Source organism: Thermosulfuriphilus ammonigenes (assembly GCF_011207455.1).
GTDB classification, from domain to species: domain Bacteria; phylum Desulfobacterota; class Thermodesulfobacteria; order Thermodesulfobacteriales; family ST65; genus Thermosulfuriphilus; species Thermosulfuriphilus ammonigenes.
The window spans coordinates 1197973-1218940 of sequence record NZ_CP048877.1 but is presented as its reverse complement, the minus strand read 5'-3'; the positions used below and the strand labels follow the sequence as shown (position 1 = coordinate 1218940).

Here is a 20968-nt window from a genome sequence, read left to right as displayed (position 1 = left end):
TTTATGGATCTGTTAGATAAGAGACGACTTTTAGCCCCTGGTCCTGTTCCTGTTCCTCCTAAGGCCCTTCTGGCTATGGCTCAGCCGACCATGCATCATCGTTCGCCCCAGTTTTCAGAGATCCTCTCTGATGTTCGGGAGGGACTCAAGTTTCTCTACCAGACTGAAGATCCAGTCCTCATTTTTGCTTCCTCAGGCACCGGAGCCATGGAGGCCTCTGTGGCCAACCTCCTTAATCCGGGCGATGAGGCCATCTGTGTGGTAGGCGGTAAGTTTGGTGAACGCTGGGTGGAGATCTGTCAGGCCTTTGGGGTCCGGGCGGTGCCCATTGAGGTGGAGTGGGGCCGAGCCGTTGAGCCCGAGCAGGTAGAGGCCACCCTGAAGCGGCATCCTTTAGCCCGGGCCGTCTTTGTCCAGGCCCACGAGACCTCTACTGGGGTTAAACACCCGGTTAAAGAACTGGCCGATCTTGTGCGCGAAAGGGAGACGCTTCTGGTGGTTGATGCCATAAGTGCTCTCGGAGTCTATGATTTACCAGTAGGCGCCTGGGGGCTTGATGTGGTAGTTGCCGGAAGCCAGAAGGGCTTTGCCCTGCCTCCCGGTCTTTCCTTTGTCAGCCTGAGCTCCCGGGCCAGGGAGGCCATGGAGAAGGCCACCCTCCCCCGCTACTATTTTGATTTTCGTCGGGAGCTTAAGGCCTATGCCCGGTCCACCACGGCCTACACTCCGGCCGTTTCCCTTATTTTGGGGCTCAAGAGTGTTCTTGATCGTCTTCGTCAGGTGGGTCTGGAGCGTCTTTTTGCCCACCATCGCTGCCTTTCGGAGGCGACCAAAAAGGCCATGGAGGCCCTGGGGCTGGAGCTTTTCTCCCAGGCTCCATGTGAGACAGTCACCGTAGTCCGGGTTCCGGAGGGGGTTGATGGGCTGGAGCTGGTCAAGAGACTTCGGGAAAAGTATGGTCTGACCATTGCCGGTGGCCAGGCCCAGCTCAAGGGACGCATTTTTCGCATAGCCCATATGGGTTATCAGAACCATTTTGATGTCATCCTGGCCGTTGCCGGGGTGGAGATGGTTCTTAGTGAGCTTGGCTATAAGGTTGAGCTGGGCCGGGGGGTGGCTGCGGCCCAGGAGTACTTTTTGAAGGAGGGAATCTCATGAAGGTCCTCATCAGTGATCATATTGCCGAGGAGGGGAAAGAGATCCTTAAGGCCGCCGGCCTTGAGGTGGTGGAAAAGGTTGGCCTGTCTCCTGAGGACCTCAAGGAGGCCATCGCCGACGTGGACGCCATCCTCATCCGCTCCGGTACCAAGCTTACGGCCGAGGTTATAGCGGCCGCTACCAGACTTAAGGTTATTGCCCGGGCCGGCACTGGTCTGGATAATGTCGATATCGATGCGGCCAACAAACGGGGCATTGTGGTTATGAATGTCCCCGGAGGCAATACGGTTTCAGCGGCTGAACACACCATCTCCATGATGCTGGCCCTTTCGCGGAATATCCCTCAGGCCACTGCCTCCATGAAGGCTGGCAAGTGGGAAAAGAAGAAGTTTCTGGGGCGAGAGGTGGCCGGTAAGACCCTGGGGATCATTGGCGTGGGCCGCATAGGATCTATCGTTGCCGACCGGGCCCGCGGTCTAAAGATGAAGGTTCTGGCCTATGACCCTTACATCACCCAGGAGACGGCAGAGAAATTAGGGGTTGAGCTGGTGGACCTTGACTCCCTTTTGGCCCGTTCAGATTACATAAGTGTCCACGTCCCCCTGACCAAAGAAACCAAAGGTTTTATCAACCGGGAGCTTTTTGCGAAGATGAAAGACGGGGTCATGTTCATTAACTGTGCCCGGGGGGGGATTGTCAACGAAGAAGATCTTTACCAGGCCCTGGTTAGCGGTAAGGTGGCCGGAGCGGCGCTGGATGTCTTTGAGGTGGAGCCTCCCCCCAAGGACCACCCCCTCTTCGGCCTGGAGAACTTTATCTGTACTCCCCATCTGGGGGCCTCTACCAGAGAGGCCCAGAAGAATGTGGCCACCGCGGCGGCCAGCCAGATTGTTGACTACCTTCTTCACGGGGTGGTTCGCAATGCCGTCAACGTGCCTTCGGTCTCAGCCGATCAGCTTCCTCGGATTCAGCCTTTTATTACCCTGGGGGAGAAGATCGGGGCCCTTCATACCCAGCTGGCTGATGGCCCCATTGAGGCTGTCTCCATTACCTATCAGGGAGAGATGGCCGATATGGAAACGGGCCCCATTACCCTGGCCATTCTCAAGGGGATTCTTTCTCCGGTGATGGGGGATGAGGTAAATTATGTCAACGCCCCCATTATCGCCAGAGATCGAGGCATAAAGGTTACCGAAAGCAAGACGGCTACGGCCGAGGATTTTACCAATCTGCTCATCGTGCGGGTGCGTTATCGGGGTGGCGAGAACGAGATCTCGGGAACCATTTTCGGAAAGAAAGAGCCCCGGATCGTTCGGATTAACGATTTCCGCCTAGATGCTATTCCTGAGGGCCACATGCTCTTTATCTATAATGAGGACCGTCCGGGGGTTATTGGCAAGATCGGTATCACCCTGGGTGAGGCGGGGATAAACATCTCCCGGATGCACGTGGGGCAAGAACCAGCCCAGAAGAGCAACATTATTCTCTTGACTACCGACAAGTCAGTAAACGGTGAGGTCCTGGAAAGGCTAAAAAAGTTACCCCACGTCCTCTCGGCCCGGCCTCTTGAGCTTTAATTAAGCCTTGAAAAGGGTCTTTTCAGGGATTCGTTCTCCCGGGAGAACGAATCCCTGGTGAGCTTAAGGGGCGTGATTATATAACCTTGTTCAGGCTATATTCGATGATTCCCTGGGCTCCGGCGGCCATAAGCCTGGGAATAAGCTCTCTTACCTCGTCTTCAGCAACTACGGTCTCGATGGCATACCACTCTTGCTGATAAAGAGGGGAAATGGTCGGAGCGTTGAGACTGGGCAGTTCCTTTACTACCTCTTCTAGGGCCTCTTTGGGGACGTTCATCTTGAGCCCTACCATGCGATAGGCCCGCAGGGCCCCCTTGAGGAGGAGGGCCAGGTTTTCTATCTTCTGGCGTTTCCAGGGATCCTCCCAGGCGTCTTTATTGGCGATTAACTGGGGGTTTGATTGCATCAGCTCATGGATAATCTCTAATCCGTGGGCCCTGATGGTGCTTCCTGTCTCGGTGACCTCAACGATGGCATCGGCCAGACCCTGGACAACCTTGGCCTCCGTGGCCCCCCAGGAGAATTCTACCTGGACATTAATGTTTCGCTCCTCAAAGTAACGTCGCGTAAAATTGACCAGCTCGGTAGCGATCTTTTTTCCCTCTAAGTCCTCAAGACGCCTTATAGGAGAGCCCGCCGGCACGGCCAAGACCCACCGGGTAGGCCGTTTACTCACCTTGGCGTAAATAAGGTCTGTTACAGTAACCACTTCCGAGTCGTTTTCTAGAATCCAGTCCTTGCCGGTAATGCCGGCATCAAGAACCCCCTGCTCTACATAGCGACTCATCTCCTGGGCCCGGCAAAGAGAGCAGGTTATCTCTGGGTCGTCAATGTCTGGGAAGTAGCTTCGGGAGTTAACCGAGACCCTCCAGCCACTTTTGGCAAAAAGTTCTATGGTTGACTGCTGAAGACTACCCTTAGGGATACCCAGTTTCAGGATCTTCATGATCCATACTTCTCCTTAGGATCAAAGACTTTGGGAATATCAATCTGCCATGTATTTTGATGGAGATGGCGGAAAAAACAGCTTCGGTAACCCTTATGGCAAGCGGCCCCACCGATCTGTTCTACCTTGATGAGCAGGGTGTCGGCATCGCAGTCAAGGCGAATTTCTTTAACCAGCTGGACATGCCCAGAGGTCTCACCTTTGAGCCATAACTTTTGGCGAGAGCGACTATAGTAGTGGACCTTGCCTGTCTCCAGCGTCTTCTCCCAGGCCTCCTGATTCATGTAGGCCAGCATCAGAACCTCTCCCGTCTCCCAGTCTTGGGCGATAACCGGGATAAGATCCATTTTATTAAAATCTGGGCCTTCCACTTTTATACCTCCTTCTCCCTGTGGCCTGCCATCTTATTAAGTCACCACCTTTTGTCAACGGGTAATCCCGGAATTGACTTAGATGAATTATCTCGCCAAGTTATAGGGCATGGCCAGGCTCACTCCCATGCTTCGCCAGTATCTGGAGGTCAAGGAGCGCTATCCTGACGCCATTGTCTTTTTCCGTATGGGGGACTTCTACGAGATGTTTTTTGAAGACGCCGAGATTGCCGCCCGGGTTCTGGAGATTGCCTTAACCTCCAGAGACAAAGGGGCCGAGGAAAAGGTTCCCATGTGTGGAGTCCCGGTGGTTTCGGCCTCTACTTACCTGGCCCGGCTTGTTCAGGCCGGCTATAAGGTGGCTATTTGCGAGCAGGTAGAGGACCCTCGCACAGCTAAAGGGCTGGTGCGTCGGGAGGTTGTCCGGGTAGTTACTCCCGGGCTCTATGTAGAAGACGAGGGCCTGGAGAGCAAGAGTCATAACTACATTGCCTCTTTGGTTATTGAAAGAGATCAGGCCGGACTGGCGGTCGTTGACCTCTCCACCGGTCATTTTCGGGTCACTGAGGTCCCTCTGGAGGGAGCTTTAGGGGAACTGTTCCGCCTTGAGCCCCGGGAGCTCCTTCTCCCAGAAGGCCTGCGGGAGTCTTCATTGACTGGAAAGATCCTTCAGTCTCTTCCCGGGGTTTTTTTGAGTTTTGATGATCTAGAAAACCTCTCTCGAGGACGGGCCGAGGTTCTCATTAAAGAACACTACCAGGTGGCCACCCTGGCCGCCTTTGGTCTTGACGGTTTGGGGCCCGGGGTGCGGGCCGCCGGTGGCCTCCTGCGCTATCTCTCAGAGACCCAAAAGGGGCATCTTCCCCATCTCAAACCCCCTCTCTTTTACCGCCTCTCGCAGTTTATGCTCATTGATGAGACGACTAAACGGAATCTAGAACTCCTTAAAAGCCTCTCTGGGGAGCGTCGGGGAAGCCTTATCTCGGTGCTGGACCGCACCCGGACTCCCATGGGAGGGCGCCTTCTTAAACACTGGATTCTCTACCCCCTTCTTGATAGGGCGGCCATTGAGGAGCGGTTGTCTGCCGTAGAGTTACTTTTAGCCGATGGTTATCTCCGGGAGCGTCTCTCGGGGGGGCTGGCAGAGGTCTATGACCTGGAGCGTTTAAATGCCCGGGTGGCAATGAAAACGGCCACTCCAAGGGATCTTCTGGCCCTTAAGTCCAGCTTATTGAGGATCCCGCACCTTAAGGAGGCCCTGACAGGTAAGGGGGGGGTTTTAGGCCGTCTGGCCGAGGAGATGGCCCCTTTGCCTGAGCTGGTGGATCTCATCGCCCGGGCCATCCGGGAGGAGGCCCCGGCCAGCCTGAAAGACGGTGGGGTCATCAAGGAGGGGTTTAACCCCGAGCTTGACGAGTATCTCCGCCTCCGCCAGGACGCTGCCGGCTTTCTGGCGGAGATAGAAAGGCGCGAGAGAGCGCGGACGGGAATCCCCAACCTTAAGCTGGGGTTTAACAAAGTCTTTGGCTATTTCATCGAGGTCACCAAGAGCCAGCTTTCTAAAGTCCCAGAGGATTACATCCGTAAACAGACCCTGGTCTCAGCAGAGCGCTTTATTACCCCTGAGCTTAAGACCTTTGAAGAAAAGGTTCTTTCGGCAGAGGAAAAGAGCAAGGCCCTCGAGCAAAAGATCTTTGAGGAGATAAGGCAGAAGGCCGCTGCCTTTGGCCCAAAGATCCAGCAAACGGCCCAGGCGGTGGCCGTCCTGGATGTTCTGGTCTCTCTGGCCGAGGTGGCAGAAGAAAGAGACTACTGCCGGCCGGAGATCCTCGATGAGCCCATCATTGAGATCAAAGAGGGGCGTCATCCGGTGGTGGAGGCCTTTTTACCCAGTGGGGCCTTTGTGCCCAATGATCTCCGGCTTGATCATGAAGACCATCTTCTTTTGATTATTACTGGCCCCAATATGGCCGGAAAATCTACCGTCCTTCGGCAGACAGCCCTGATTGTCCTCCTGGCCCAGATGGGCTCCTTTGTGCCGGCCCAAAAGGCCCGGATCGGCCTGGTGGATCGCATCTTTACTCGGGTAGGGGCCTCTGATGCCCTCTCCAGAGGGCAGAGCACCTTCATGGTAGAGATGACCGAATGTGCCCATATCCTTCATCAGGCCAGCAGCCGATCTTTGGTTATCCTTGACGAGATCGGCCGGGGCACAGCCACCTATGATGGTCTTTCTATTGCCTGGGCGGTGGCCGAGTATTTGCTAGAAAAAGACGGCCGAGGGGTCAAAACCTTGTTTGCTACCCATTACCACGAACTCACGGAGATGGCCCGGCTATCAGAAAAGGTCAAAAACTTCAACATTGCTGTCAAGGAGTGGAACGATCAGGTGATATTTTTGCACCGACTCCAGCCCGGCCCGGCTAATCGGAGCTACGGTATTCAGGTGGCGGCCTTGGCTGGCGTGCCACAGCCGGTAATCCGCCGGGCCAAGGAGATCCTGCGCCGCTTAGAGGCGGGAGAGTTTGAGATTCTGACTGGTATGGCCCGAAAAGGCTCCCGGAAACGTCTTCGTGGGCGTCAGCTAGATCTCTTTTCTCCAGATAACCTGCTTAAGCAGCGACTACAGGAGATTGATATAGATCAGCTTACCCCTATTGAGGCCCTGAATATCTTGGCGGAACTTAAGAGATTGGCTAAGGAAGATTGATGTTCTCCAGAGCCCTTGTTCCTCTCTTGGCGTTGCTCTTTTTGCTTTCTCTGGCCTCTGGCTTACAGGCTCGGCGCTCAGAGGGGCCCAAAGAGGCCTACCTTAAGGCTAAAAAAGCCCTTATCAATTTTTCCAAGACGAAGCAGGTCAAAAAGCGTCACGCCTGGCTTAAAATCATCGACAATTTTCGCCGTGTCTATCTTCTTTACCCCGAGAGCGGTTATGCTCCGGCAGCCCTTCTGATGATGGGGCGTTGTTATGAGGAGCTCTATGGCTACTCCGGCCGCCGGGCTGACCTTATCTCCGCTATCAAGCGTTACCAGGTGTTGGTGGAACGGTATCCCCGAAGTCGCTACGCAGACGACGCCCTTCTCTATCAGGCCCGAATTTATGCCTACAAGCTTAAACGACCGGATAAGGCCCGGCGAATTCTCAAGGAACTCTTGAGACGTTATCCCCGACGGGACAAGGCTAAAGAGGCCCGCAAGATGCTGGCCGCTCTGAGGGCTTCTGCCTCCAAAAAGAGCCGTTCTCAGAAGGTTACCAAGAGTCGGACCCAAAAGGACAAGGTTCGTCAAACCGCTAAGGCCCGGAAGTCAACCTCAGCCGTCAAATCGACGGCCTCCAAGAAGCCTCCAGCTAAATCTCCGTCTCTTCCTGTAGGGGAGGTGGCCAGCCTGCCCTTGGCCAAACTGCCTCCGGAGCCGGTCCTCCTCAAAGGTGTGCGGCATTGGTCAAGTGAGAATTACACTCGAGTGGTCCTCGATCTGGCGGATAAGGTGGCCTTCTCGGCCCATCTCCTCCGGCCGGATCCTCGCCTGGGGAAACCGATGCGCCTTTATATAGATCTTCGTCCGGCCCTGGCCTCAGCCTATGTCAAAGAGGAGATTCCCATTAAAAATGGCCTCCTTAAGGCGGTGCGGGTGGGCCAGTACCGGCCCAAGACCGTTCGGGTGGTTCTAGATCTGGGAAGCCTGTCTCGTTACAAGGTTTTTTATCTGGAGGAGCCCTTCCGGGTAGTAGTGGACATACTCGGTGAGGGGCGGCCATTAGTTAAGGCCGAAAGACCTCTGCCTAAATCTTCAGGGAAAGGCCTTTCTCTGGCCCAACAACTTGGCCTGACCGTTCGGCGGGTGGTTATTGACCCGGGTCATGGAGGCAAGGATCCCGGGGCTATAGGCCCTACCGGTCTTAAGGAGAAGACCGTTACCCTTAAGGTGGCCCGGCTTCTGCGGGCCAAGCTGCGTCAGAAACTGGGCTGTGAGGTGATCATCACCCGCAATCGGGATATATTTTTGCCCCTTGAGCAGCGCACGGCCATTGCCAACACCAGAGGAGCGGATCTCTTCGTCTCCATACATACCAATGCCTCTCCTCGCCGAAGGGCTTATGGCGTAGAAACGTATTATCTTAACTTCACCACCGACGAGGAGGCCATGAGGGTGGCCGCCCGGGAGAATGCTGTCAGCCAGAAATCCATCGGTCAGCTACGTCGCATCCTCAAGGAGATTATGCTTACGGCCAAGGTTCAGGAGTCCTCGCGGCTGGCTACCTGTATCCAGAAGGATTTGGTGAGCCATCTTCGGAGCCGTTACTCCCGGATCAAAGACCACGGGGTCAAGCAGGCTCCCTTCTTTGTTCTCATTGGAGCCCAGATGCCCGCTGTTTTGGTAGAAATCTCCTTCATCAGCAACCCCAGGGAGGAAAGGCGCCTTAAGTCTGAGAAGTATCTTGATTCCGTGGCCGAGGGGATTGCTAGGGGCATTGTCCGCTACGTTCGCGAGACCCAAATGGCCTACCTTCAGTAAGGCCTGCCTTCAAGAAAAAAAATCCTTGAACCGATTCTTTTTAAGAATCCACTTTTAGGACCGGTTTCAGGCCTCCCGGATAAGCCAGGCCAAAAAGTCTCTTTGGGAAGGGTGAAAAATGAAAGCCTTGGTCGTCGATGATTCAAAGGCCATTCGGCAGATAATTCGCAAAGGCCTAGAGTCCATGGGGTTTGAGGTCTTAGAGGCCGAAAATGGTCAGGAGGCCCTAGAGGTTCTAAAGACCCAAGGGCCGGTGGATATCATCCTCCTTGACTGGCACATGCCGATAATGAATGGCTACGAGTTTTTGAAGACTGTCCGGGCCAACTCTGCCTGGGATAACATCAAAATCATGATGGTTACCACGGAGAATCAGCAAAAAAGTGTCATTGATGCCGTTATGGCTGGAGCCAATGAGTATCTTATGAAGCCTTTTGATCAGGAAATGTTGGAGACCAAGGTCAAGATGGTTCTGGGGATGCTATGAAGATTCGCGTTTTGGTCGTTGACGATTCGGCAGTTTTTCGAAGGATCCTTTCCGAGGCCCTTTCTTCGGACCCAGAAATCGAAGTGGTGGGGACGGCGGCCAATGGCAAGTTGGCCCTGGATAAAATGGGTCGTCTAAGGCCTGATGTGGTCATCCTCGATGTGGAGATGCCGGTGATGGACGGTCTCTCCACCCTGAGGGAGATGAGACGGCGTTTCCCTCAAATAGGGGCCATAATGTTTAGCTCCCTTACGGAAAAGGGAGCCAAGGTGACCATAGAGGCCCTGGCCCTGGGGGCCTTTGATTTTGTCCCCAAACCGGCCAAAAGTGGCTCTTTTAAGGAGAGCGTTGTCCGCATTGAGCAGGAGTTGATCCCTAAAATCAAGGCCTATGCCCAGAAAAAGAAGCGTCCGGTAGCTATTCGGCCGCGTCCAGTGGCCAGGGCAGCAAGGCCAACCCCTGCGCCAGTTCGACCAGCCCCGACTTCTCCCCGGGCGCCTCTTTCTCTGGCCGCTATGCGCCGCCGAGAGGTGGTGGCCATTGGTGTCTCTACCGGAGGCCCCAATGCCTTGGCCGAGGTCATTCCCCAGTTGCCGGTCAATTTTCCTGCCCCGGTTCTCATTGTCCAGCATATGCCGCCCTTTTTTACGGCCCAACTGGCTTTAAGGCTTGATCAGGCCTCCAAACTTAAGGTGGTCGAAGCCCAGGCCGGGATGCCGGTGGTGGCCGGCCGAGTCTATATCGCTCCGGGAGACTTTCATATGGAGGTTCGGGAAAGCGGTGGAGTTAAGACAATCTATCTTCATAAAGGGCCTCCAGAGAACTCCTGTCGGCCGGCTGTGGATGTCCTCTTCCGCTCGGTAGCCAGTGTCTACGATGGTCGTAGCGTGGCCGTAATCATGACCGGCATGGGCCGAGACGGTTTCGTGGGTTGTCAGAGGATAAAAGAGGCCGGCGGCTATGTCATCGCCCAGGATGAAGCCACCAGTGTCGTCTGGGGGATGCCCAAGTTTGTCGCCGAGGCCGGCTTGGCCGATCAGGTGCTGCCTATTCAAGATATTCCAAGAACGCTGGTGGAAATATTTAAGGTGAGACAACATGAAGCCAGAAGTCTTTGAATTCTTTGCCAGACTGGTTCAAGACGAAAGCGGGATTGCCCTGACCAAAGACAAAGTCTATCTGCTGGAGAACCGTCTTGGCGAGCTGGCCAGGACTTTAGGGCTGGCCAATGTAGATGCCCTCTACCTGGAGGCCAGAAGGCGTCTTTCTCCCAGACTCAAAGACCAGATCGTCGATGCCATGACCACTAACGAGACCTACTTCTTTCGGGATCAGGCGCCTTTTGATGCCCTAAGACAACACATAATCCCCGAACTTCTGGAGGAGAGAAAGACTCAAAAATCTCTACGCTTTTGGTCCGCAGCCTGTTCCACCGGCCAGGAGCCCTACAGCATAGCCATGATCCTGCTGGAACACTTTCCCCAGATTGTGGCCTCATGGAGGATAGAGATCCTGGCCACAGATATCTCCACCCAGGCCTTAGAGAAGGCCAAATCTGGCCGTTACAGTCAGGTAGAGGTTAATCGGGGGCTGCCGGTAACTCTGTTGGTCAAGTACTTTAAGCAGAAAGGGGCCCATTGGGAAATTGATGAAAAGCTAAAAAGAATGGTCACTTTCAAAAAGATGAACCTCAAAGAGCGCTTTCCTCCCATGGGCCCATTTGACGTGGTCTTCTGCCGTTATGTTCTCATCTATTTTGCTCCAGAGACCAAAAGGGAGATATTGGGCCGACTGGAGAAGGTCATTGCCCCTAAGGGTTATTTGTTCTTGGGGGCCACGGAGACCCCAATGGGGCTTTCGAAACGCTTTGTTAAGCGGGTCTTTGGCCGGGCCACCTGTTACCAACTGGTAAATTGATGGCTCCTGTCTGCCGATAAGGATATTGATACCGGCCTCGGGCCTTAAAATCTAAGTTTTTCTCAAAAAATGCTAGGAGGCATCAATGAGCTTTGAAGAAGATGTCCTTAAAGATTTTCTAGTCGAAGCCAAGGAGAATCTTGAGCAGCTCGATGAGCAGTTTGTGGAGCTGGAGCAGGATCCCCAGAACCGGGATCTTCTCTCCAGCATCTTCCGCACGGTCCACACCATAAAGGGAACAGCCGGCTTCTTTGGCTTTAAAACTCTGGAGGGTATCGCCCACTTTGCTGAGGATATTCTCTCCAAGCTTAGAGATGGGGTGGTAGTGGCCGATCAGGAAACCATCGATATTCTCCTTAAGGCCGTAGATTACATAAAGGCCATAGTGGCCGAGCTGGAAAACAGTGGCAAGGAACCAGCAGAGACCGAATATCTGGACTTCATTATTGAATTGCGCAACTTTGCCGAAAACATCACCCAGCGAGGAGGGACATCCTCTGAGGAAGCCGGGGAGCCTGCCTCCGAGGCGAGCCCTGAATCCCCTCCGGAGCCATCTTCGCCGGAGGCCGAGCCGGTAGCCGAGGCCCCTCAAGAATCAGCCGGGGAGGAGGCCTTAAGGGCCCCCCAAGCAGAGGGAGGATCTCAGCCATCGGCTCCTCCCGAACCTCAGGCGCCTCAGGCTGAGACCAAGCCGCCAGCCCCGGCTAAAGGGCCGGAGGTGAGCAAGAAGGCTCCGTCGGGGCCTCCTTCAACGACCCACCTTACCGAGAGTCATATCCGGGTGGATGTCCATCTCCTTGATAACCTTATGAATCTGGCCGGCGAGCTGGTTCTCTCGCGCAATCGGTTGGTCCAGATCGCTAATTCCGTTAACGATCCCGAACTCCTTAAGGCCACCCAGCGCCTTTCCCTGATTACCACCGAGATGCAGGAACAGATCATGAAGACCCGGATGCAGCCGGTGGGCAATGTCTTTAATAAATTCCCGCGCATAGTCCGGGATCTGGCCCGAATGGCCAACAAGCAGGTTCAACTTAAGATAGAAGGAGCCGAAACCGAGCTTGATCGCTCTATCATAGAGGCCATTAAGGACCCCCTGACCCACCTTGTTCGTAACTCTATTGATCACGGTATCGAGCCTCCGGATATCCGGGTCCAAAAAGGGAAACCCCCTGTGGGCACCCTGATCATGAAGGCCTACCACGAGGGCGGTCAGGTGATCATCGAGATCCAGGACGATGGAGGCGGCATTGATCCGGACAAGGTGCGTCAAAAGGCCTTAGAGAGGGGAATCATCAACAAAGACGAGGCCGAGAGCCTTTCGGATCGAGAGGTTATCAATCTCATCTTTAAGCCCGGCTTTTCTACCGCTGAGCAGGTGACCAATATCTCTGGCCGCGGCGTCGGGATGGATGTGGTTAAGACCAACATCGAGAAAATGGGCGGAACGGTAGAGATTCTCTCTGAGCCCGGGCAGGGAACAACCATTAGGATTAAAATCCCTCTCACTCTGGCCATCATTCCAGCCATTATCGTCCGCACCAAGGGAGAGCGCTACGCTATTCCTCAGATGAACTTGGTAGAACTTGTTCATCTCTCGGCCGAAGAGGCCGAAAAGAACGTCCATACCATCGCCGGAAGCGAATTCTATCGTCTCCGGGGAGAGATCCTGCCTTTGGTGCGCCTTGATCGGGTTCTCAGTCTTCCCTATCAGGATGAAGATCGGGATTTCAATATCGTCGTTCTTAATACCGGTGACCGCCAGTTTGGCCTGGTGGTGGATGAGATCCTGGATTCAGAGGAGATTGTTGTTAAGCCCCTTTCCAAACACCTAAAAGATATTGCCTGCTATGCCGGAGCCACCCTGATGGGCGATGGCCGGGCGGCCCTTATTCTGGATATCGTCGGCTTGGCCAGTACCCTTACCCTGCGTTCGGAGGAGAAAGATCTGCGCAGTCTGGCCGAGAAGGCCTCCACAAAGGAGACCGAACGTCAATTTCTCCTGCTCTTTCGGGTGGCCCCAGACGAGGTCTTTGCCATTCCTTTGGCCTTGGTGGCCCGCCTGGACAAAATCAAGGCCTCAGATATCGAGTATGTTGGGGGCAAGGAGGTCATCCAGTACCGGAATCGAACCATCCCTCTGGTACGCTTAGAACAGTTTCTGCCCATTCAGCCTTTGCCTGAGCAGGAAGAATATCACCTGGTAGCCTTTACCATAAACGGCAAAGATGTGGCCTTTTTGGTCTCGACCATTGAAGACAGCGTCGATGTGGCCGTAGAGCTTGATGATTCCGTCTTCCGCCATGAAGGAATCCTGGGTAGTGCCATCATTAAAGGGAAAACCACCCTTTTCCTGGATGTCTATAAGATCCTGGAGATGTTCGATCCGGATCTGTTTGCCATCTCCCAGGAAACTATTTCTGAACCTGTCAGGATTCTAATTGCTGAAGATTCCTCATTTTATCGCAACCTTCTTCGTTCTTACCTTGAGGGAGCGGGCTTTGAGGTGGCTGTAGCCGAGGACGGTCAAGAGGCCCTTGAGTATCTGCGCAACAATCCCGTTGATGTGCTGGTTACCGATATCGAAATGCCTCGCATGAACGGATATCAGCTGGCCCGGGCCATAAGGCAGGATGCCAAACTTGCCCGCCTTCCCATTGTGGCGGTGACTTCCCTTTCCGGTGAGGAGGATCGCAAGCGTGGTCTTGAGGCCGGAATAGACGACTATCAGGTAAAGCTAGATCGCGAGAAGGTTCTCGAGGCCGTAAAGCGTCTCTACGCCGAAAAGGTTCGCCAGGCGGCCTAGAAGATTAAGGAGGGAAAAGATGGTTGATTCCAGGGTTAGCGAAGACAAAGCCATGAGGGTGGTCGAAGATGGCCAGCTCATCGCCACCTTTTTCTTTGGCCCTCATATGTTCGGTCTTCCTGTGGAGGAGGTTATAGAAATAAACAAGGATCTGGAAGTCACTCCGGTGCCCCTGGCTCCGCCATATGTGGCCGGGATCATCAACCTTCGGGGGCAGATCCTTACAGCCATCAATCTGGCCAAAAGAGTGGGACTTAAATACGAGCTTAAAGAAGAGGCCAACTATCACAACGTCATCTGCGGCACCAGAGATGAACCGGTAAGTCTTCAGGTGGAGCGAATCGGAGACGTGATAAATGTTCCCGCCCATCTGATAGAGCCACCTCCGGCAGATATCGATGGTCTGGATGTCAAGTATGTCAAAAACGTCTCCAAACTACCGGATAGATTGCTGGTTATCCTAAACGGAGACCTGGTGCGGGCCAGCCATTAAGACCTGTTGGCAGGGTAAATACTAAAGTGAGGGGTATGTTAAATGACCATTCTTCAGAGGTGGCGGGATACAAGCTTTAAGTTTCGGATCACCTTCTTTTTCGGTCTGATTTCCTTAGCGATTGTCCTGGCTATGGCCTTTATGGCCCAACGCACCTTTCACAAGCTGACCGCTCAAGAGATCGATGGTCGCCTAAAAGGCCAGCTTTCAGCAGTAGATACAGGGCTTAAGGCCGCTGAGAAGGATCTACTGCGGGTGGCGGCCATCATGGCTCAGGACCCTCAGGTGATAAAGATCTACCAGGAGCTGGCCACGGAGGTGGGAGATCTCAGTGTGCCCCATCCCGAGGCTGAGGCCCGGGCCCGGGCAGCTTTAAGGGCCTATTTTGAGAAAACGATAAAACGGTCTGAGTCTGTTTATAGTCTTAAACTTCCCAAGATCCACTTCCATCTGCCTCCGGCCCGAAGCCTTCTGAGAACCTGGCGCCCGGCTGGTAAAGGAGACGGTGGGGATGATCTTTCATCTTTTAGGCTCTCCATCCTTAAGGTTAACCGAGAGAAGACTCCGGTGTCTGGAGTGGAGGTGGGCCGTAAGGGATTGGTGGTCCGGGGAATTGTGCCTATTATTTCCCCTGATGGCCAACATTTAGGCTCTGTTGAGGCTATAAGTAGTTTTGATTCCGTTTTTCATGCTGTCCGGCTCCCCGGTATGGAGCTTTCGGCCCTCCTTAAGAAGGAGCTTCTCCGGACGGCAGACTTTGTTAAGGGGAAACAAGAGGTCGGCCCCTACGTGGTTGTGGCCACCTGTAATGAAGACGTAAGCCGGAAAGTCCTCAAGGTGCCTCCCAGGGTGGATCAGACAGAAGAGGTCTCCTTCTACGGGGTTTTGGCCAAACCCCTTAAAGATATTCAGGGGAATCCAGTTGGTCTGGTAGTGGCCATGTACGATCTTGCTCCAATAAGAGCCCTTAAGACGGCCATGAATAGAGACCTTCTTTTGACCTTTGTGGTCATCTTGGCCCTGGGCTCCTTTTTGATGATTCTCTTCCTTAAGACCATCTTTTCTCAGATGGAGGAGACAGTTCGGGCCCTTGAGGATCTGGCCAAAGGAGAGGGTGATCTTTCCCGGCGCCTTGAGATCCGCGGTCGCAACGAGATGGGGCGTCTCGCCCAGTCCTTTAACCAGTTTGTAGATAAGATTGAAGGTATCGTTAAACTCCTCAAGGAAGAGCTCGAAAAGCTCAAGTCTGCGGCTACCGCCATGGATGAGCTCTCCAGCGAAGAGGAAAAGAATGCTCAAAATCTAAAAGACAAAGTGGATCAGGTGGCTGAGAATGGCCAGGCTGTGGCCACCAGCATAGACACTGTTTCCACCTCTGTAGAGGAGCTTACTCAGGCCATCAAGGAGATAGCCGAGGCTTCTAATAACGCGGCCACGGTGGTTAATGAGGCCGTGGGGCGGGCTCAGACGGCCAATGAGGTCATTTCCCGTCTAGGGACCTCTTCGGAGGAGATCGGAGAGGTAATCCGTCTCATTAGTCAGATTGCTGAGCAGACCAATCTTCTGGCCCTAAATGCCACCATTGAGGCGGCCCGGGCCGGGGAGGCCGGCAAGGGCTTTGCCGTGGTGGCCAATGAAGTCAAGGAGCTGGCCAAGCAAACAGCCAAAGCCACCGAGGAGATTACCGAAAGGATCAAGGCTATTCAGAGTGATGCTCGCTTCTCGGTAGAGGCCATTGAGGAAATAACTAACATTATTGGTCAGGTGAACGACATCTCAAACACTATTGCCAGCGCGGTGGAAGAACAGACGGCTACCGTCTCGGAGATAAGCGAAAACGTTAGGGAAGGGGCCGAGGGTGTCAAAGTGATCAGCCAAGAAATTGATGAGGTGAGAGAGATAAGCCACCAGACGGCCGAGAACGCTATCACCCTCCAATACGCCTCAAAGAGGGTAAAACAGGTGGCCAATCAACTGGATTGTGTGGTGGAGCAATTCCGAACAAGTGATGCCGTCTGTAAACTTGATGATTAGCTTCTGGCCCCCGTTAACGGGGGCCAGAAACATTCATAAAGTATGGACCAGATAGAAGGGCTAACTTCTTAGTGTTCTGGTTCCTGGTAGGGTTTCTTTAATTTAGTTAATTTAGATAGATCAACTTCTCCTTTGTTTCTGGTTGTCGAATTTCTGAAGCTTTTGTTCATAGCGGTGGGCCAGTTCAGCCAGGGTGATTCGGGAGAGGGTCTCCCTGATGACCTCTGAGAGGAGATCCCAGACATCACGGGTGGGGCAGGTCTCGCTCATTTCACACAAGTCTGGATAGCTGACACACGGGGTTACTCCCTCATCTCCTTCGAGCAGAGAGACTATTTCCCAGATGGAGATTTCCTCTGGAGGTCGGGCCAGCATGTGGCCCCCTTTTGAGCCACGCTGGCTTTTAATTAAACCGGCCTTTTTGAGAGGAATTATCAGTTGTTCGAGATACTTGAGAGAAAGACGCTGTTTTTTGGCGATCTCCCCCAGCTGGAGGGGGCCGTTTTGATGGTGCCTTGCTAATTCGACCATCATGCGGGTGGCATACCGACTGCGGGTAGTTAACTTCATGCTAACTTTATAAAATCAAAAATCTAGCTTTGCAATCTATACTAAATAGGTATATATTTGGTTGCCCTGAGTTCTGAGGGCAAGGCCTTTAAAAACTCAAAAAAGGAGCATTTTTATGGCTAAGAATTGGCGCTTTCGTACCCGCGTTATCCATGAGGGTATTCATCCTGAGTCTTGGCAGGGGGCGACGTTGCCCCCCATCTTTCAGACGGCTTCTCATCGCCATGGAAGTGCTGAGAGCCTTCAAGCGGCCTTTGGAGGTCAGAGTACCGACCATATCTACATGCGGTTAACCAACCCCACTAATCGAATTCTGGAGGAAAAGCTGGCCGCCCTTGAGGGAGGACAGGGAGCGGTGGTCACTTCCTCAGGAATGGCCGCTGTTGCCAACGCCTGTCTGGCCCTTCTGCGCTCTGGCGATGAGTTCGTCACCGGAAATTCTCTTTTTATGTCCACCTACGTCCTTTTTGCCAATGTCTTCAAAAAGTACGGCATTACAGCCCGTTTTGTGGAACCCACAGATCTGGAGGCCATCAAGGGAGCAATAAATGAGAAGACGCGATTTGTCTTTATTGAAACCATCGGCAACCCAAAAATGGATGTTCCGGATATTGCCGCCATAGCCCAGATTGCCCATGAAAATGGTCTCCCCCTCTTGGTGGATAACACCTTGGCCACTCCCTATCTGTGCCGTCCATTAGAATTGGGGGCAGACGTGGTTATTCACTCCACCACCAAATATCTGAGTGGCCACGGCTGTGCTACCGGGGGGGTGATTATCGATGGCGGGCGGTTTGATTGGACAAATCCACGGTTTGAAGATTTTAAACCGTTTGTCGAGCGTAAAGGTCCTTTGGCTTATCTTGATAAGGTCTGGCGGGAACACCACATAAACTTTGGCACCACTCAGGCTCCCCTTCATTCCTATCTGACCATGCTAGGCCTGGATACTTTGGCCGTGCGCATGGAGCGACACCTGGCAAATGCCCAGGAGGTAGCCCGGTTTTTGGTTGAGCAGCCAGAGATTAAGTGGGTTCGGTTTCCAGGACTGCCGGATCATCCAGATCGAGAAGTAGCCGACAGGCAGTTTCAGGACAAAGGTTATGGAGCCATGATCGCTTTTGGGCTCAAGGATCAGGAGACCTGTTTTCGGTTTATCCGGAATCTCCGTCTTATCTATAATCTGGCCAACCTTGGAGACTGTAAGACCCTGATCATTCATCCTTACTCTAGCCAGTATCTCTCCTTCCCCGAGGAAACCAGGCAGTATCTCTCTATTACTCCGGATCTTCTTCGCCTCTCGGTGGGGATAGAGGCGGTAGAGGACATCTGTGCCGATATCAGGGAGGCTCTAGATAGACTCTAAACATGAGCGAATATATCACCCACGATCAAAAAGGTCGCTCTGTTGGGCTGGTAAAAAAGCGATTTTTTACCTTCGCCAAGCCCCCAAACCTATTTTCTTTAGAGTGTGGGGCCAGGTTGGGGCCCATTACCCTGGCCTATGAGACCTATGGGCACCTTAATGCCGACAAGAGCAACGCCATTCTTATTCTTCATGCCCTCTCCGGCGATTCCCATGTTGCCGGCTATTACACCCCAGAGGATCCCAAACCAGGCTGGTGGGACTTCATGGTCGGCCCGGGTAAGGGAATCGACACTGATAGGTATTTTGTTATCTGCTCCAATGTCCTTGGTGGCTGTGCTGGTAGCACCGGCCCTTCTTCCTTAAACCCTCGTACTGGCCGACCCTATGCTTTGGATTTTCCTCTGGTGACCATCGGAGACATGGTCCGGGCCCAGAAGGCCCTTATTGACCACTTAGGGATCCCCAAACTCCTGGCCGTGGTGGGAGGGTCTATCGGAGGAATGCAGGTGCTGGAGTGGGCCCTGCGGTATCCGGAGATGGTTCACGCCGCCATCCCCTTGGCTACTACTACCAGGCATTCAGCACTGGCCATCGCCTTTAATGAAGTGGCCCGTCAAGCCATCATGGCCGATCCCAACTGGAGGGGAGGTAACTACTATGATGGCCCCAGGCCGGATATGGGACTGGCCGTAGCCCGCATGATCGGCCACATTACCTATCTTTCAGATACGGCCTTACGGCGTAAGTTCGGACGTCGCCTTCAAGATAAAAAGAATTTTTCCTTTAATTTTGGTGTGGATTTTCAGGTAGAAAGCTATCTGCGGTATCAGGGCCGGAAATTTGTCGAGCGTTTTGACGCCAATTCCTTTCTCTACATTACCAAGGCCGCTGACTATTTTGATGTCAAACACCAACATGGAGATGGCTCTCTGGTTAAGGCCTTCTCTAAGGCCAGGGCTCGATTCCTGGTGATCTCTTTTTCTTCTGATTGGCTTTATCCCACCTTTCAATCCAAAGAAATGGTTAAGGCCATGAAAAAAAACGAATTAGATGTCAGCTTCTGTGAGATAGAGGCCGACTGGGGGCACGATGCCTTTTTGATTCCCAATGATGATCTCTCGGAGCTTATAAGTAGTTTCCTTGACCGAGTAAGCCATGAATTTGAACTCTAAACGCCTACGCTTTGATCTTCAAATTATTGCCTCTTGGATTGAACCGGGGGCCAAGGTTATTGATCTTGGCTGTGGCCGGGGAGAACTTCTCCTGTATCTTAAAGAACACAAGGGAATACGGGGTATCGGTATCGAAAAAGATGAAGCCGAGGTTAGAGAATGCATCAGGAAAGGCCTTTCTGTTATTCAGGGGGATCTAAACGAAGAAGTCCTCGATTATCCAGATCAGAGCTTTGATTTCGTCATTCTCAGCCAGACCTTGCAGCAGATATATGAGCCCCATGTTCTTCTGCAATCTCTCTTAAGAATTGGCCGCCGGGTTATTGTTAGCTTCCCTAATTTCAGCCATTGGACTATTCGCTTCGATCTTCTCCTTCGAGGGCGAGCCCCTAAGAACCCCCAGCTACCCTATGAATGGTATAACAGCCCTAATATCCGGGTGATTACTATCAAGGACTTTCGCAAATTTGTTTATGATTTAGGTTATAAGGTAATCAAAGAGGCCGCCGTGAGTACCTATAATCAAGACCGTCAAGGCAACGTAGTTCGCTTTCTGGCCAACTTAAGGGCTACTTACGGTATCTTCATGATTGGGAAGTGACCTTATGACTAAGCCTTCAGACAAGGGTCCAAACTGGTACCGCGAGCTTCATTCAGTGGTGGATCACTTGGCTGCCTCTTGGGAGGAGAGGGGTTACTGGGATCGAACTGGCACTCTTCCTATCCCCTCTCACGAAGAGGTGGTCCGCATTATCCATCGGGCCAGAAGGATCCTCTTCCCGGGATACTTTTCACAGACCAATATCAATCCAGAAAATCTTCAGTATTATCTAGGAGAAGAGATAAACCGTCTTTTTGAGGAGCTTTCTCGTCAGATCAACCTGGCCTTAAGGTATGAGGCTTTAAGTAGGGGAGAGGGGCTCCCTGTATCAACTTTGGGGGAGGAGCTGGCCCTAAAGTTTATCCAGAAGCTCCCAGAGATAAAGAGCATTCTCCTAACAGACATTGAGGCCGCCCTCACAGGGGATCCGGCGGCCAAAAGCCGCCATGAGATTATCTTCTGCTACCCGGGCTTTCTCGCTATAAGCATCTACCGGATGGCCCATGAACTCTACCGCCTCAAAGTCCCCTTTATCCCCCGTATCATGACCGAGCATGCCCATAGTCTGACCGGAATCGACATCCATCCGGGGGCTACCATTGGTCGAAGTTTCTTTATTGATCACGGAACTGGTGTGGTTATCGGCGAGACAACTATTATCGGTGAACGGGTAAGGATCTACCAGGGAGTTACTTTAGGAGCCCTTTCTGTCCCCAAGGAGGCTGTGGAGGAACTCCGCTATCGTAAGCGTCATCCTACAATCGAAGACGATGTTATCATCTATTCTAACGCCACCATCCTTGGTGGAGAGACGGTTATCGGAGCTCGCTCCATCATTGGTGGAAACGTCTGGCTCACAGAAAGTGTTCCTCCAGACACCAAGGTCTTACTTAAGGCTCCAGAGCTTCATCTTCTTCGAAAGATCAGGAAAAACTTAGGGGTGTGA

Annotated in this window: 17 protein-coding genes; 14 read left to right on the top strand and 3 right to left on the bottom strand. The window is 53.1% G+C overall.

Annotation, left to right across the window (positions count from 1 at the left end; genetic code table 11):
- Window positions 1-3: 3 nt before the first annotated feature.
- Both G4V39_RS05920 and serA read left to right on the top strand, forming a co-directional pair.
- Window positions 4-1158: a pyridoxal-phosphate-dependent aminotransferase family protein gene (locus tag G4V39_RS05920; RefSeq protein WP_166032045.1), complete on the top strand. Its 1155-nt coding sequence runs from the start codon at window positions 4-6 to the stop codon at window positions 1156-1158.
- A complete protein-coding gene (serA, locus tag G4V39_RS05915) occupies window positions 1155-2735 on the top strand; it encodes a phosphoglycerate dehydrogenase (protein WP_166032044.1) in 1581 nt (526 codons plus the stop codon). Before G4V39_RS05920 ends, serA begins: the two co-directional genes overlap by 4 nt.
- A 76-nt stretch (window positions 2736-2811) precedes the next feature.
- On the opposite strand, the gene hisG is transcribed toward serA, so the two are convergent.
- Window positions 2812-3684 carry an ATP phosphoribosyltransferase gene (gene hisG / locus G4V39_RS05910; protein WP_166032043.1) on the bottom strand — a complete coding sequence of 291 codons (873 nt, stop codon included), beginning with the start codon at window positions 3682-3684 and terminating at the stop codon, window positions 2812-2814.
- Entirely contained in the window at window positions 3681-4055 is a 375-nt protein-coding gene (gene hisI / locus G4V39_RS05905) for a phosphoribosyl-AMP cyclohydrolase (RefSeq protein ID WP_166032042.1), read from the bottom strand. Before hisI ends, hisG begins: the two co-directional genes overlap by 4 nt.
- Before the next feature lie 109 nt (window positions 4056-4164).
- Here hisI and mutS point away from each other — a divergent pair, with 109 nt between their 5' ends.
- The 8 genes from mutS (at window position 4165) to G4V39_RS05865 (ending at window position 16310) form a co-directional block, all read left to right on the top strand.
- Window positions 4165-6765: a DNA mismatch repair protein MutS gene (gene mutS, locus G4V39_RS05900; RefSeq protein ID WP_166032041.1), complete on the top strand. Its 2601-nt coding sequence runs from the start codon at window positions 4165-4167 to the stop codon at window positions 6763-6765.
- Window positions 6765-8573 (top strand): N-acetylmuramoyl-L-alanine amidase, encoded by a 1809-nt coding sequence (locus G4V39_RS05895; protein ID WP_166032040.1) that lies wholly within the window; start codon window positions 6765-6767, stop codon window positions 8571-8573. Before mutS ends, G4V39_RS05895 begins: the two co-directional genes overlap by 1 nt.
- A 118-nt stretch (window positions 8574-8691) precedes the next feature.
- Window positions 8692-9060, top strand: coding sequence for a response regulator (locus G4V39_RS05890; protein WP_166032039.1), 369 nt, complete (start codon window positions 8692-8694; stop codon window positions 9058-9060).
- Complete coding sequence (locus G4V39_RS05885; protein WP_166032038.1) at window positions 9057-10178, top strand: protein-glutamate methylesterase/protein-glutamine glutaminase; 1122 nt, start codon at window positions 9057-9059, stop codon at window positions 10176-10178. The genes G4V39_RS05890 and G4V39_RS05885 overlap by 4 nt, the downstream gene beginning before the upstream one ends.
- On the top strand, window positions 10159-10977 hold the full coding sequence (locus G4V39_RS05880; RefSeq protein ID WP_166032037.1) for a CheR family methyltransferase: 819 nt from the start codon (window positions 10159-10161) through the stop codon (window positions 10975-10977). The genes G4V39_RS05885 and G4V39_RS05880 overlap by 20 nt, the downstream gene beginning before the upstream one ends.
- 85 nt (window positions 10978-11062) lie before the next feature.
- Entirely contained in the window at window positions 11063-13783 is a 2721-nt protein-coding gene (locus G4V39_RS05875; RefSeq protein WP_166032036.1) for a hybrid sensor histidine kinase/response regulator, read from the top strand.
- 19 nt (window positions 13784-13802) lie between these two features.
- Window positions 13803-14276 (top strand): chemotaxis protein CheW, encoded by a 474-nt coding sequence (locus G4V39_RS05870; RefSeq protein ID WP_166032035.1) that lies wholly within the window; start codon window positions 13803-13805, stop codon window positions 14274-14276.
- A 42-nt stretch (window positions 14277-14318) separates the two neighbouring features.
- Window positions 14319-16310 (top strand): methyl-accepting chemotaxis protein, encoded by a 1992-nt coding sequence (locus G4V39_RS05865; protein ID WP_166032034.1) that lies wholly within the window; start codon window positions 14319-14321, stop codon window positions 16308-16310.
- Between the two features lie 120 nt (window positions 16311-16430).
- On the opposite strand, the gene G4V39_RS05860 is transcribed toward G4V39_RS05865, so the two are convergent.
- Window positions 16431-16880 carry an RrF2 family transcriptional regulator gene (locus tag G4V39_RS05860; protein WP_166032033.1) on the bottom strand — a complete coding sequence of 150 codons (450 nt, stop codon included), beginning with the start codon at window positions 16878-16880 and terminating at the stop codon, window positions 16431-16433.
- A 115-nt stretch (window positions 16881-16995) separates the two neighbouring features.
- Here G4V39_RS05860 and G4V39_RS05855 point away from each other — a divergent pair, with 115 nt between their 5' ends.
- The 4 genes from G4V39_RS05855 to epsC are packed head-to-tail and all read left to right on the top strand — an operon-like array spanning window position 16996 to window position 20968.
- Window positions 16996-18246 (top strand): O-acetylhomoserine aminocarboxypropyltransferase/cysteine synthase family protein, encoded by a 1251-nt coding sequence (locus tag G4V39_RS05855; protein WP_166032032.1) that lies wholly within the window; start codon window positions 16996-16998, stop codon window positions 18244-18246.
- A 2-nt stretch (window positions 18247-18248) separates the two neighbouring features.
- A complete protein-coding gene (gene metX / locus G4V39_RS05850) occupies window positions 18249-19421 on the top strand; it encodes a homoserine O-acetyltransferase MetX (RefSeq protein ID WP_166032031.1) in 1173 nt (390 codons plus the stop codon).
- Window positions 19405-20022 (top strand): methionine biosynthesis protein MetW, encoded by a 618-nt coding sequence (metW, locus tag G4V39_RS05845; RefSeq protein WP_166032030.1) that lies wholly within the window; start codon window positions 19405-19407, stop codon window positions 20020-20022. The genes metX and metW overlap by 17 nt, the downstream gene beginning before the upstream one ends.
- Window positions 20023-20026: 4 nt before the next feature.
- The gene (gene epsC / locus G4V39_RS05840) at window positions 20027-20968 is read left to right on the top strand and encodes a serine O-acetyltransferase EpsC (RefSeq protein ID WP_166032029.1); all 942 of its coding nucleotides are present in this window, start codon (window positions 20027-20029) and stop codon (window positions 20966-20968) included.

Bases quoted from the DNA above. Each gene is read 5' to 3' on its own strand.
- G4V39_RS05860 (WP_166032033.1), bottom strand. From the start codon at position 16,880: ATGAAGTTAACTACCCGCAGTCGGTATGCCACCCGCATGATGGTCGAA.
- epsC (WP_166032029.1), top strand. From the start codon at position 20,027: ATGACTAAGCCTTCAGACAAGGGTCCAAACTGGTACCGCGAGCTTCAT.
- G4V39_RS05880 (WP_166032037.1), top strand. From the start codon at position 10,159: ATGAAGCCAGAAGTCTTTGAATTCTTTGCCAGACTGGTTCAAGACGAA.
- serA (WP_166032044.1), top strand. From the start codon at position 1,155: ATGAAGGTCCTCATCAGTGATCATATTGCCGAGGAGGGGAAAGAGATC.
- G4V39_RS05870 (WP_166032035.1), top strand. From the start codon at position 13,803: ATGGTTGATTCCAGGGTTAGCGAAGACAAAGCCATGAGGGTGGTCGAA.
- G4V39_RS05855 (WP_166032032.1), top strand. From the start codon at position 16,996: ATGGCTAAGAATTGGCGCTTTCGTACCCGCGTTATCCATGAGGGTATT.
- G4V39_RS05875 (WP_166032036.1), top strand. From the start codon at position 11,063: ATGAGCTTTGAAGAAGATGTCCTTAAAGATTTTCTAGTCGAAGCCAAG.
- G4V39_RS05865 (WP_166032034.1), top strand. From the start codon at position 14,319: ATGACCATTCTTCAGAGGTGGCGGGATACAAGCTTTAAGTTTCGGATC.
- G4V39_RS05920 (WP_166032045.1), top strand. From the start codon at position 4: ATGGATCTGTTAGATAAGAGACGACTTTTAGCCCCTGGTCCTGTTCCT.
- hisG (WP_166032043.1), bottom strand. From the start codon at position 3,684: ATGAAGATCCTGAAACTGGGTATCCCTAAGGGTAGTCTTCAGCAGTCA.
- metX (WP_166032031.1), top strand. From the start codon at position 18,249: ATGAGCGAATATATCACCCACGATCAAAAAGGTCGCTCTGTTGGGCTG.
- metW (WP_166032030.1), top strand. From the start codon at position 19,405: ATGAATTTGAACTCTAAACGCCTACGCTTTGATCTTCAAATTATTGCC.
- G4V39_RS05890 (WP_166032039.1), top strand. From the start codon at position 8,692: ATGAAAGCCTTGGTCGTCGATGATTCAAAGGCCATTCGGCAGATAATT.
- G4V39_RS05895 (WP_166032040.1), top strand. From the start codon at position 6,765: ATGTTCTCCAGAGCCCTTGTTCCTCTCTTGGCGTTGCTCTTTTTGCTT.
- G4V39_RS05885 (WP_166032038.1), top strand. From the start codon at position 9,057: ATGAAGATTCGCGTTTTGGTCGTTGACGATTCGGCAGTTTTTCGAAGG.
- mutS (WP_166032041.1), top strand. From the start codon at position 4,165: ATGGCCAGGCTCACTCCCATGCTTCGCCAGTATCTGGAGGTCAAGGAG.